The organism is Rhodococcus sp. IEGM 1379, assembly GCF_030056815.1.
In the GTDB taxonomy this organism is placed as follows: domain Bacteria; phylum Actinomycetota; class Actinomycetes; order Mycobacteriales; family Mycobacteriaceae; genus Rhodococcus_F.
Genome location: NZ_JASHKR010000112.1, coordinates 1 through 12,172, shown reverse-complemented (window position 1 = coordinate 12,172; position 12,172 = coordinate 1). Strand labels below are relative to the sequence as shown.

General features: G+C 60.5%; 11 protein-coding genes. 7 read left to right on the top strand and 4 right to left on the bottom strand.

Annotated elements, in window-relative coordinates:
• Nucleotides 1-220: 220 nt before the first annotated feature.
• Together QM600_RS27335 and QM600_RS27330 are read right to left on the bottom strand one after the other, a co-directional pair.
• Nucleotides 221-604 (bottom strand): response regulator transcription factor, encoded by a 384-nt coding sequence (locus QM600_RS27335; RefSeq protein ID WP_283264902.1) that lies wholly within the window; start codon nucleotides 602-604, stop codon nucleotides 221-223.
• Nucleotides 605-709: 105 nt separating this feature from the next.
• A complete protein-coding gene (locus tag QM600_RS27330; RefSeq protein ID WP_283264901.1) occupies nucleotides 710-994 on the bottom strand; it encodes a hypothetical protein in 285 nt (94 codons plus the stop codon).
• Between the two features lie 86 nt (nucleotides 995-1,080).
• Between QM600_RS27330 and QM600_RS27325 the strand changes: the two genes are divergently transcribed.
• From QM600_RS27325 to QM600_RS27310, 4 genes are all read left to right on the top strand, one after another.
• A complete protein-coding gene (locus QM600_RS27325; protein WP_283264900.1) occupies nucleotides 1,081-2,247 on the top strand; it encodes an LLM class flavin-dependent oxidoreductase in 1,167 nt (388 codons plus the stop codon).
• Nucleotides 2,244-3,296, top strand: coding sequence for a 2,3-butanediol dehydrogenase (locus QM600_RS27320; RefSeq protein ID WP_283264899.1), 1,053 nt, complete (start codon nucleotides 2,244-2,246; stop codon nucleotides 3,294-3,296). The genes QM600_RS27325 and QM600_RS27320 overlap by 4 nt, the downstream gene beginning before the upstream one ends.
• 66 nt (nucleotides 3,297-3,362) lie before the next feature.
• Nucleotides 3,363-4,265, top strand: a complete 903-nt coding sequence (locus QM600_RS27315) for a cutinase family protein (protein ID WP_283264898.1) — start codon at nucleotides 3,363-3,365, stop codon at nucleotides 4,263-4,265.
• Nucleotides 4,266-4,566: 301 nt separating this feature from the next.
• On the top strand, nucleotides 4,567-5,268 hold the full coding sequence (locus tag QM600_RS27310; RefSeq protein ID WP_283264897.1) for a hypothetical protein: 702 nt from the start codon (nucleotides 4,567-4,569) through the stop codon (nucleotides 5,266-5,268).
• A 16-nt stretch (nucleotides 5,269-5,284) separates the two neighbouring features.
• On the opposite strand, the gene QM600_RS27305 is transcribed toward QM600_RS27310, so the two are convergent.
• Nucleotides 5,285-6,190, bottom strand: coding sequence for an SDR family NAD(P)-dependent oxidoreductase (locus QM600_RS27305; protein WP_283264896.1), 906 nt, complete (start codon nucleotides 6,188-6,190; stop codon nucleotides 5,285-5,287).
• Nucleotides 6,191-6,314: 124 nt separating this feature from the next.
• Between QM600_RS27305 and QM600_RS27300 the strand changes: the two genes are divergently transcribed.
• Both QM600_RS27300 and QM600_RS27295 read left to right on the top strand, forming a co-directional pair.
• A complete protein-coding gene (locus tag QM600_RS27300; RefSeq protein ID WP_283264895.1) occupies nucleotides 6,315-7,940 on the top strand; it encodes an ABC transporter substrate-binding protein in 1,626 nt (541 codons plus the stop codon).
• A gap of 214 nt (nucleotides 7,941-8,154) precedes the next feature.
• A complete protein-coding gene (locus QM600_RS27295) occupies nucleotides 8,155-9,774 on the top strand; it encodes an ABC transporter substrate-binding protein (RefSeq protein ID WP_283264894.1) in 1,620 nt (539 codons plus the stop codon).
• Nucleotides 9,775-9,875: 101 nt separating this feature from the next.
• Here QM600_RS27295 and QM600_RS27290 read toward each other — a convergent pair whose 3' ends face one another.
• Nucleotides 9,876-10,196 carry a UBP-type zinc finger domain-containing protein gene (locus QM600_RS27290; protein ID WP_283264893.1) on the bottom strand — a complete coding sequence of 107 codons (321 nt, stop codon included), beginning with the start codon at nucleotides 10,194-10,196 and terminating at the stop codon, nucleotides 9,876-9,878.
• Nucleotides 10,197-10,242: 46 nt separating this feature from the next.
• Between QM600_RS27290 and QM600_RS27285 the strand changes: the two genes are divergently transcribed.
• A complete protein-coding gene (locus QM600_RS27285) occupies nucleotides 10,243-11,838 on the top strand; it encodes a Na+/H+ antiporter (RefSeq protein WP_283264892.1) in 1,596 nt (531 codons plus the stop codon).
• The last annotated feature ends 334 nt before the right edge of the window (nucleotides 11,839-12,172 follow it).

Here is a 12,172-nt window from a genome sequence, read left to right as displayed (position 1 = left end):
GCCGCGGTCAGTCCCTGATCGTCTGGGCCATCGCCGAGGGACGTTCCGCAGCAGCAGCTGTGGACACCTACCTCGAGGGTGTTACCGCCTTGCCGTCACCGATCCACCCGACGGCGGCTCCGCAGCGTTAATCGATAGTGCAGCGCTAGCTCGGTACTTTCGTAACAACCGAAACCGCACCCCACCATCATGGTGGGGTGCGGTTTCGCTATTTGTGGTTCTAGGCCGGGACGGACCAGAAGGACTGACGCCGGGCATCGATCGCGAGCTGGGTGCGGGAGCCGCACCCCGTCGTGGCCAGGATCCGGCTGACGTACTTCTTGACGGTGTCCTGGGTGAGCATTAGTTGCCGGGCGATCGCGGCGTTACTCAAGCCGTCTGCGACCAATGTGGCTACCTCACGTTGACGCGTCGTGAGCGCCGCAAACAGGTCCAGTCCGGGCAGGATTTCGAGGCTGCGCGTCAATATGGAGAGCTGTCGAGCCAGTAACCGGAGTGCCAGAAGATCTTTAGACCCCAGGGCGTCCTTGTCAGGATCGAACAGTCCGATTAGAACGTGCCCGCCCGCCGCCAGGTCGAGGTGCATCGCAGTGGCCGAGTGCATGCTGTGGGGGTGTAGGTATTCCTGCACGTAGATCGTTGACTGTTCGGTTAACGTGCCCAACTCGGGCAGAGACGCGACCCTCGTCGACTGGAGTTGGCGTCGTGCCTAGGGGAGGTTGAATACGTCGTGGCGCGCCCAGTGTTCTTGGTAGGCAGCTCGAATGCTCTCCCACCCGTCAGCGGCAGCGTTGGTGGCTGTGGCGTACTTGTCGGTGAACTGGCTCTCGAAGGTGTCACCCACGAAGCAGGACGCATACCGGACCGGGAAGACCGCGGGTATCGCCTCGACTATGACGTTCCGGAATTCCGTCACGGTTCGCACCGAGTTACAGCTCTCGAGGACGGCGAAGACTCGCTCGTATTCCGCGGTGGTCAACGCGATGTCACCCACTGATGTCCCCCAAAGTGCACTGTTTCTGGAATAGAACTAATTCTATCGTCGAGTGGACTGGTTCGAACGATTTCGAGGAGTATTCCATGGGCAGGCTTCGGTTCGGCGCTTTCATAGCACCCCACCATGCGGTCGGGCAGAACCCGACCGTCGCATTGCAACGTGACCTGGAGTTGGTGGAGCACCTCGATCGCCTTGATTTCGACGAGGTGTGGATCGGCGAGCACCATAGCGCCGGGAGCGAGATCATCGGAAGCCCTGAGATTTTCATTGCTGCGGCAGCTGAGCGCACCAAGCGGATCAAGCTCGGCACCGGCGTGACGTCGCTGAGCTATCACAACCCGCTCTGGGTCGCAGATCGATTGGTGCTTCTCGATCACCTCACACGCGGACGCGTGATGCTCGGTGTCGGTCCCGGATCACTGCCGACCGACTCCGCGATGATCGGACTCAACCCCACCGAGTGTCGCGAGCTGCTCGAGGACAACCTCGACATCGTCGTACGTCTGTTGAACGGTGAGCGGGTAACCGCAAAGACCAAGACGCACAACCTGGTTGACGCACAACTGCAGCTCCGCCCCTACTCGCATCCGATGTTCGACATCGTTGTCGCCGGTGTGGCCTCGCCGACTGGTCCGCGACTGGCTGGTAAGCACGGTTTGGGTTTGCTCTCGATCGGCGCGACCCTGAGCCCCGAAGGCTACGACGCACTTGGCCACCACTTCGGAATCATGGAGGAGCGGGCCGCCGAGTTCGGTACCGCCGTCGACCGTGACCAGTGGCGACTGGTGTGCCCCATGCACATTGCCGAGACGGAAGAGCAGGCCAAGCAGGACGTGCGCTTCGGGCTTGGGGAGTGGATCGATTACTTTGGCAAGGTCGCGGCGTTCCCGCACTTCGGTTCCGGCGGTGCCGACATGGAACAGATGATCGAGTACATGAACCAGTCCGGCATGGGCATCATCGGAACTCCGGCTCAGGCGCGGGAACTGATCGGCAAGCTCGTCGAGCAGACCGGCGGCTTCGGCTCGATGCTGATCATGGGTACCGATTGGGCGAACCCGGCGGCAACTCGACGCTCGTTCGAATTGATCGCGCAGCAGGTGGCACCGCACTTCCAGGGGCAGTCGCAGCCCACCTTCGCCGCAGCGACCAGGGCGGGTCAGGTCCGTGAAGGTCACAACGAGGCGCAGCTCGACGCAATCGCGCACATGACGAAGAAATACGAAGACGAATTGGCGGCCAAGGCATGAGGGCAGCTGTTCTGCATGGCGTCGACGACCTTCGTGTCGAGGAGGTTCCCGAACCGGAACTACGTGACGGCTACGTCGTGGTCGAGGTCGCATTCAACGGTATCTGCGGCAGCGACCTCGGCCTGATCCACGCCTATGGCACTTCTGATCAGCCGCATCCCTTGACCGGTGCGTGTGGACCGCAGATCCTCGGTCACGAATTCTCCGGAATCGTGCGGGAGATCAGTGCCGGTGCCACGGGCGTGGCAGTCGGGGATCGGGTAGTGGTGCAGCCCAACTATTGCTGCGGCGAATGCGCGCGATGCCGTAGCGGTCTCGAGCACCTGTGCGCGATGATGGCCTTCCACGGGATCAATGCGCACGGCGGCGGACTATCCGAGCGCACTGCAGTCCCGGCGAGCGCCGTGCACGTCCTCCCGGACTCGGTGACTCTCGAGCAGGGCGCAGTGATCGAGCCGTTGTCCGTCGCACTGCACGGAGTCGAACTCTCCGGCGTGGCGTCGGGTCAGTTCGCACTCGTCTTGGGGGCGGGGCCCATCGGAATCGCGACTGCTCTCAATCTTCGGGCCGGCGGAGTGGACCGGATTCTGCTGAGTGAGCCGTCGCCGGTACGCCGAGCCGTGGCCACGAAGATGGGGTTCGACGTGATCGATCCCGGCGCCGATGATCTTGCGGCCGCCGTCGCCGAGCGAACGGACGGGAACGGCGCCGACGCGGTATTCGAATGTTCCGGTGTCGCCGCTGTGGTGGAGACTGCGCTTGCATCCGTGCGGGCGCGTGGCGCAGTGGTTCTGGTCGCGACGTACAAGGAAGCGCTGCAGTTCAATCCGTACGCGCTGATGTTGACCGAGGCTCGGGTGATGTCGTCCCTGTCGTGCTCGCGTAAGGAATTCGAGATCGTCATCGAACGGATGGCGGCGGGTGCCTATCCACTCGACCACTGGGTTGAGTGCGTCCCACTCGCAGACATCGTGGTCGAAGGAGTGGAGGCGGCATCCGCCGGTCGGCGTATGAAGGTACTCGTGGAGGTCGCGAAAAACACGCTCTGACCAGTATGCTGCTCGAAGCATCATTCGCAGTGTACATAGTCCGTTTACCGGGTTCGGGGGAATTGCATGCGTGCACGACGTTTGGTCGCGAGCTTGTCGGCAGCTGCTGCAGCAGTAGTGATACCGGCGGTCGGTGCTCCCCTAGCGTCTGCCGATCCCTGCCCGGGCCTCTATGTCGTGGCAATCCCCGGCACCTGGGAAGCGTCGGCGCAGGGTGGCAGTCCGAATGCGGGCATGCTCACGCCGGTCACCGACGGGCTTCCGTCCTCGGTGCGTACTGATTACGTCTCGTACTCGGCCACTGCGTTCCCGTGGGAATCCAACGTCTACGCAAAGTCGAAGAAGCAAGCCGTCGACAATGCCCGCGGAATGATCGGGGCGATGGCGGCGTCGTGCGGTGACACGCGTTTTGCCATCGTCGGATACAGCCAGGGTGCCGACGCGGCCGGCGATCTCGCTGCCGAAATCGGGACGGGCGTCGGCGTCGTACCTCCGAGTCGGGTTGCCGGCGTTGGTTTGCTGTCGGATCCGCGTCGAGCCGAGTCTGACGCACTGATCGGGCCGGGCGTTGGCGGAGCCGGTGCCAGCGGTGCCCGCGTCGGCGGATTCGGTTGGCTCTCAGCCGATACCGTCACGATCTGTGCTTCCGGTGACCTGTACTGCTCGACACCGGAAGATGATTTTGTGATGCGTCTTGCCGGATTCATGGCGCAGATTTCCGATCCGACGCCGGCGACCACCGTTGCGTTGGGTGACGAGGCGGGAGTCATCGTGCGCGATTTGATCACTGCGGGTGGGCTTCCCGCGTTGATGGCTCAGCTCGATCCCAGTGCTAACAGTCGCCGCGTTGATCAGTTGACCGATTTCTACGGTTCGCAGGTACACACCGACTACACCCGTTATGTGGTCGACGGATCCGGAACTACGGCCACCCGGTGGCTGCACAATTGGCTGGCCGGCAAGGCTTGATCAATACTAAACCTGTTTAGCAGTAAGTCTTTTCAGCTGTCTCCACATAGATTTCGGCGATTCGCTGTGATGACATCGGTGTGATCTGTGCGTGGACGGTAGAGCCGGAGGGGCCTCGGGAGTGCGAGATGGCGCAGCCTCGGGTGCCGAGTTCCGGTTCGTAAGTTATCCACAACGGATCAGCGGTGGTGACAAAACGGTCACCACCGCTTTTTCGTGTTGCCCCGTATTGGCTTGTGGCTCAGTATTACCAGCAGCAGCGTTGCTAGGTAGCTGCCTGTCACTATGGGGAGAGTCTTCGATGAATCATGTTCGAGTTCTGGCTTTGGCGGCCGCAGGGGCTTTGGGAGTCGCCATTCTTACCGGTTCAATCGCAAGTGCGGAACCAGTGCGTTCGACGCCGTCGGTTGCGGTCAATTCCATCGAGGTAGCCCGTACGCTGCCGATCGGCACTGCTGTCACGGTGGAGGGAATTGCTACTACCGCTTCGGGGATTTTCGAATCCAGCTTCTACGACAAGGGCTTTGGGCTACAACGCGGCAATTCGGGCATCTATGTGAGTGATCCCGAGAATTCAGGAATTGCCGTGGGTGACCAGGTACAGGTCGTCGGCATCCTCGCGGATCAGGAGGGGCTGCTTGTTGTCCGTCCCACCACAGTTGTGCGGATCGGGGCCGGCGCTCAGATTCGGCCCAGTAGGTTGCCGCTTAACGCAATCGGCGAGGGGAGTGAGGGTCGACTCGTAACGGTGTCCGGCATCGTCAGCGGTCCGGTCGTTGACGATCTGCCGTACGGTCACAAAATTCCGGTCTCCGGGACAAGCGGAAACACTGTCATTTTCGTGAACACCCAGACGGGAATCGACGTTGCCTCCATTGCTGTCGGCCGATCGATCGCCGTTACCGGGTTCAGTGGCCAGTATGCCGACACCTATGAAGTATTACCGAGCTCGGAAGCTGATGTGCAACAAGGGTTCACGGGAAGTCTGACCTTCGGTAGCTGATCTGTCGGCGCGGTATTCACAGCGCGTTGAAGCGGGCTCCGATTCGCATGGATCCGGGGGAGTAACGACTGAGGCCGTAACCAAGTTTTGCCTCGACGGTGACGGGAACGACCGCTTTGTTGGTGCGGACGGCATTGACTATGGCACTGGCAACTCGGTCGGGTGTGAAGTTTCGGCGTCGGTAGAAATTGTCCGCCTTGGTTTGATTCCTCATCTGTTCCTGGGCTGTGGTTCCGGCAAATTCCGTTGTCTTGACGATGTTGGTGTTGACGAGTCCGGGGCAGATGGTGCTGACGCCGATTCCGTGCGGAAGTAGTTCTGCGCGTAGGCAATCCGACAGCATGAATACGGCAGCTTTGCTGGTCGAGTATGCAGTCAGTGCTTTCTGCGGTGTGTAGGCGGCGGCGGACGACAGGTTGACGATGTGCCCGCCGGTGCCACGCTCGATCATCATCGGCGAAAAGGCGCGGCAGCCGTAGACAACTCCCCAGAAGTTGATGTCCATGACGCGGTCGAACTGTGACTGTGTGGTGTCGGCAAATGTTCCGGAGAAGCCGATGCCGGCGTTGTTGACCACGATGTCGGGAATGCCATGTTGTGCGCCAACGGTTTCGGAAAATCGGGTCATCGCGAGTTCGTCGGCGACGTCTACTTGGTAGGCGTGGGCGCCGCCGCCGAAAACGGCCTCGGCGCCGCCGGCGTGCGAGGGTGAATTGATGAGTGAGGCTGTGTCCTGCGCACTTTCGAGGTTTATGTCGCAGACGACGAGGATTGCGCCCTGCGCAGCGAAGGCGAGTGCGGTTTCGCGGCCGATGCCACTGCCGGCTCCGGTGACGACTACCAGGGTCCCGGTGAGATCACGGAGGCGTTGCTGTAGCTTCTTTCCTCGTCGCCAACTGCCGATGTCTTTGATCAGTCCCATGCGAGAAGTATCCGGTGAGGGAGCTGAGGTCGTGGCTATTTTGCGAAACCCTGTGTCTTGGGTCACAAACTGTGAGAGCTTCGCTTCACAACGCACTTGTACGACCCAACCCGGAGGTTTGTAGATGAGTCGCAGTTCCCGATTAGGCAGTCGCCGTATTGCCGCGCTCACGCTCGCTGTCACAGCCGGCATGCTCCTTGCGTCGTGTTCGGACAGCGGCGACAAGGACGGCGGCGGAGCCACCGAAACGCCGGACTCCGGGTCGTCGTTGAAGATCGGCATGGTCAACGAGCAGTCGGATCCCGGAACTCCCACCAAGGGCGGAACACTGACTTTCAGTGGTTTCTCACCCGTGACCACCCTTGACCCGGCCAAGGCGCAGGTTTCCGGCCCTACGGGTGGTAGTGAACTCGGCGCGATCTACGACGTTCTGATGCGCTATGACCCCATCGCAAAGGAATTCAAGCCGCAGATGGCGGCTTCGCTGGACTCGAGTTCCGACAGCAAGACCTGGACATTGAAGCTGCGTGACGGCGTCAAGTTCAGTGACGGTACCCCGATGGATTCGGCCGCTGTGGCAGCCAGCATCAATCGATACGTCACCAACCGGGGACCGCAGTCGGGCCTGTGGGCCGAGAAGGTCGCATCGATCGAAACGCCGGATCCGTCGACGGTTGTCTTCAACCTCAACTCCCCGTGGACGGGCATTCAGACGATGCTCGCCACCGGTCCCGGCATGATCGTCGCCCCGACCGCTCAGAAGGGCGATCAGTTCACCCCGATCGGCGCCGGCGCGTTCACTCTCGAGAACTTCTCTCCCAATGTGGAACTGGTCCTGGCTGCCCGCCCCGACTACTACGACGGTGCGCCCAATGTCGACAAGCTGAAGCTGATCAGCATCGTCGGCGGTCAGGCAACTGTCGAGGCTCTCAAGACGGGTGGCATCGACGCTGCCTACCTGCGTACGCTCGGCCCGGTTCTCGACTCCATCGGCGCCGGTCTTCCGGGCTTCGTAGACATCCCGTCGCTCGGCTACATCGCCAATGTGAATCAAGCGCCGGGACGACCGGGAAGTGATCTGCGAGTTCGTCAGGCCATGACATTGGCCGTGGATCCGGAAGCTCTGAACACTCGTGTCAACGAGGGTAAGGGTATGCCCGGCCAGGTGATTTTCCAGGACACGTCGCGTTGGCACAATGACGTGGCACCGGTGGGAGTCGATCCCGCGAAGGCCAAGACACTGCTTGATCAGGCGAAGGCCGACGGCTACGACGGCAAGATCACCTTCCTGGCTATGCAGGAACCGTCCGCTCAGGCAACGGCATTGGCTATCCAGGCGATGTTCAATGCGGTCGGCTTCGACACACAGATCGAATACGTCAACAATGTCGGTGATTTGGTCAAGCGGATGTATGTCGACCATGACTACGACGTCACGACGGCAGCAGCCAGCATCTCCGAAGCTGATCCGTACGAGCGTCTGTATTCCTCGCTCAAGACGGGTGGACCCAACAACGCGCTCGGCTACTCGGATGCTCAGATGGACGGATTGCTGGATCAGTTGGGTGCGGCAGTTACGGACAGCGACAAGAAAGCCGCCCTCGCCAAGATTCAGACGCGTGCCAATGAGACTCTGCCGTGGCAGATTTGGGGCAACGTTCCGCAGTTGGACGTGTGGAACCAGAATGTTCACGGCCTCGAGATGAGCCTTGACGGCATCGTGTTGTTCGACGAGGTCTGGAAGAAGTAACACCGGAATAGATTTGCCTGGCTGAAGCCGGAGATGCATCCCGCGTCTCCGGCTTCGCTGTGTGTGCAGTTCAGCGTGGTGTGCCGAATTGTTGCAGAGTGCAATTTTCTCGATTCCGCTCAGTGGGACTGAACATTAATACTTGTGCCTTACATCACAAACTGTGACGGCTTTGGTTCGTATCACAGTTGCACTTCCCATCTGGAGGTTTTGAATGAGTCGCAGTTCTCGACGCGGCAGTCGTAAGGTTGCTGCAGTCGCACTTGCAGTTTCCGCTGGTATGTTCTTGGCATCGTGTGCCGACAGTGGCAAGGACGGCGGCAGTGGCGATGCGCCTGAATCGTCCTCTTCCCTGAGTATCGGCCTGGTCAACGAGCAGTCGAACGAAGGCGATTCCGTGAAGGGCGGCACGCTGACCTTCAGCGGATACGCCGGGGTCACGACCCTGGACCCGGCCAAGACGCAGATCGCCGGTTCGGTATCGGGCTCCGAGTTGGGCGCAATTTACGACACTCTGATGAGCTATGACCCCCTCGGGCAGAAGTTCGAACCGAGAATGGCGTCGTCGATGAAGCCCAGTACAGACTTCAAGACGTGGACGATGACGCTTCGTGACGGTGTCACGTTCAGCGACGGCACGCCTTTCGATGCTGCAGCTGTCGCGGCGAGTATCAACCGGTACGTCACGAACAAGGGGCCGCAGTCGAGTCTGTGGGCAGCTAAGGTCGCCTCGATCGACACCCCGGACGCCAAGACGGTGGTGTTCAACCTCGTTGATCCGTGGACTGGAATTCAGTCGATGCTCGCTACCGGACCGGGCATGATCGTTGCCCCGACCGCGCAGAAGGGTGAGACTTTCACACCGATTGGTGCGGGCGCGTTCACGCTCGAGAAGTTTGCTCCCAACGAGGAATTATTGCTGGACGCTCGCGAGGATTATTACGGCGGCGCTCCTAACATCGACAAGCTTCGTGCGATCAGCATTGTCGGCTCGCAGGCGACGGCGGATTCGCTCAAGAGTGGTGGCGTAGACGTCGCGTACCTGCGTTCGGTGTCGACGGTTCTGGATCTCATAGATTCCGGATACCCGGGCTACCTGGACATTCCGTCGTTGTCGTACCTGGCGAACGTGAACCAGGCACCGGGTCGTCCGGGCGCCGATGTGCGAGTGCGTCAGGCGCTGGCCATGGCGGTTGATCCCAAGGCTATCGACCAGCGAGTCAACGAAGGTAAGGGCCTTCCCGGTCAGGAGATCTTCCAGGACACCTCGCGTTGGGACTCCGGTGTCGCTCCGATCGGTGTCGACACGGTTAAGGCGAAGGCACTGCTAGACGCGGCCAAGGCTGACGGTTTCAACGGCAAGATTACCTTCCTGACTGTGCAGGATCCGACCGCGCAGGCTCAGGCACTGGCAATCCAGTCGATGGCTAATGCTGTGGGATTCGATTTCCAGATCGAGTACGTCAACTCGGTATCCGATGTGACCAAGCGGGTTTACGTGGACCGTGACTTTGATATGTCTACGGGTGCAAACAACCTTCCGGAAGCTGATCCGTTCGAGCGTTTGTACACTTCGCTCAAGACTGGCGGCCGGAACAACGCGATTAGTTACTCCGACCCCGAAACTGACACGCTGTTGGATCAGTTGGGTGCGACTACCAACGATGTTGACAAGAAGGCAGTTCTCGCCAAGATTCAGGAACGCGCCAACGTCACGGTCCCGTGGCAGGTCTACGGCAATACGCCGTGGCTCAGCGTGTGGGCCAAGAACGTCCACGGTGTGCAGCAGAGCATTGACGGCATCATGTTCTTCAACGATGCCTGGAAGAAGTAACTGAACTGCTTGGCAGAACTGACAACTGAATTATCTTGACTGACTGAAGCCGGGGACGCACAGAGCGTCTCCGGCTTCGGCTTTTCTTGTTATAAGTGCGTCTAATCCATCAAGTTGTGGACATAGCACCAGCGCCACGACTCGCCCGGCTCGTGTGATCGCATGACGGGATGTCCGGTTTCCTGAAAATGGTTTGTGGCGTGCTGGTGGGGGCTCGAATCACAGCATCCGACGTGTCCGCAGCTGAGGCAGATTCGCAGGTGCGACCAGGTGTCTTCGCCTAGTTCGGCGCATTCCTGACAGGCGCCGGGAGTCAACGCCGCGGGATCCTGCTCGGGAGTGTTGGCTAGTTCCGCGCAACCGCTCGCAGCGGGCTCGGCGGCGGGCTTGCGAGAGGCTGCTCGTTTCAGGATTTTTTTCATTGCCATCCATACTGCACGCCGACCGTCGATACTGCATGCTGCCAATGTGAACGGGATATTGCTGGGTGTTGTAGTAGGAGCCTTGCTGGTAGCAGCACTTGCGCGCCGATTCGGACTGTCGTCGCCGCTCATACTTGTCGTCGTCGGTTTGATCGTTTGTCAGATACCGGGAGTTCCGGACCTCGCACTCAATCCGGACGTTGTTCTGTTTGTCGTATTGCCGCCGCTTTTGTACTCGGCGGCGTTGGACAGTTCATACCTGGCGTTGCGATCGAACTTGCGGCCGATCGGATTTCTGGCGGTGGGGTTGCCACTGGCTACGACGGCAGCAGTCGGATTGGTCGCGTATCTGATCGTGCCCGAATTCTCGGTGGCCGCGGCGTTAGTTCTCGGTGCGATCGTGGCCCCTCCGGATGCGGTGTCCGCGAGCGCGATCGGCCGAAAACTGGGTCTACCGCGTCGGATCATGACCTTGCTCGGCGGCGAGAGCCTGTTGAACGACGCCACCGCTCTCACGGCGTACAAAGTGGCTTTGGCTGCAGCGGTGGGAACCGGCGCGACCCTGATTGGTGGTTTCGAGACCTTTCTGGTTGCCGCGGTCGGTGGAACCGCTATCGGCCTTGCGGTCGGATTTGTGGTCTCGAAGGTTCGCGGCAAGCTGCGGGATCCGGTGATGGAGAGCGCAATTGGTTTGGTGGTGCCGTTCTTTACGTACCTCGCTGCGGAAGAGGTCCATGCGTCGGGCGTCATCGCGGTAGTGGTGGCAGGGCTGTTCCTCGGTCAGCGTTCCACGCGGGCCGGCTATGCGACGCGTCTGCAGGACACCGCGGTGTGGAAGGCCGTCGACCTGATTTTGGAGTCGTTCGTGTTCTTGTTGATCGGACTCCAATTGCCAAGTGTTGTCAGCGGATTGCAGGGATACAGCACGACGATGGTGGTGTGGGCGTCCATTGCAGTGCTGGCGACGGTTGTGGTTGTTCGGATCGCGTGGGTGTTTCCGTTCACGTATCTTCCGCGATGGTTGTCTCCGAAGATTCGAGCGCGAGAACCGGAGGTGTCGGCGGGCGCGGTATTCGTTGTCTCGTGGGCCGGAATGCGCGGTGTGGTGTCGCTGGCAGCGGCCTTTGCGATTCCCTTGACCGTGAACAGTGGTGAGGACTTTCCCGGGCGTTCGCTGGTCGTGTTCCTGACTTTTGTCGTTGTGGTCGGAACGTTGTTGCTGCACGGTCTTTCGCTGCCCTGGGTCATTCGGAAGCTCGGTGTTTCGGGGCACGAGGCGCAGTCCGACGCTCGGGCCGAGGCGGCGGCGCAGGACAAGGCAGCGCGGGCCGCGGCTGCGAGGTTGGACGAGTTGGTGGGCGCGCCGGACGGTGAGGTGCCGGCAGTGCGTGATCGGGCTGCGGACATCTTGCGGACGTGGAATACCCATCGGGCCAATTCGGCGTGGGAGCGTCTCGGCCGAAGTGACGAGGATCTGGGTGAGAGTCCGTCGGCGGCGTTCCGGACTCTGCGGCTCGAGATGATCGGGGCCGAGCGCACCGTTTTTATCGAGGAAAGGGACGCCGGGCGTATAGACGACGAAGTGCTCCGGAAGGTACTCCGTGAACTGGACCTGGAGGAAGCAACGCTCGATCGAGATTAGACCAAAAGGTCTCTTATGTACGAAGGGTATTCGCAGGCCAGGGCTGGTTTGACGGACAGTTGAGGGCCGCAACTATACCAATTCCACTGAGCGGGACTGGATGAAATTTTCTGTGCGTCTCATCACAGACTGTTCATTGTTCAACATCAAGTCACTGTCTTAGCTTGCCTTGGAGGCATTCGAATGAGTCGTAGTTCCCGCCGTGGGAGTCGCAGATTAGCTGCGGTCACCCTGGCGATCACCGCAAGCATGTTCTTGGCGTCGTGCGCCGACAACGGGTCGAGCGGCGGCGGTGAAACCGTCGAATCGGGTTCCGCACTCAAGATCGGCATGG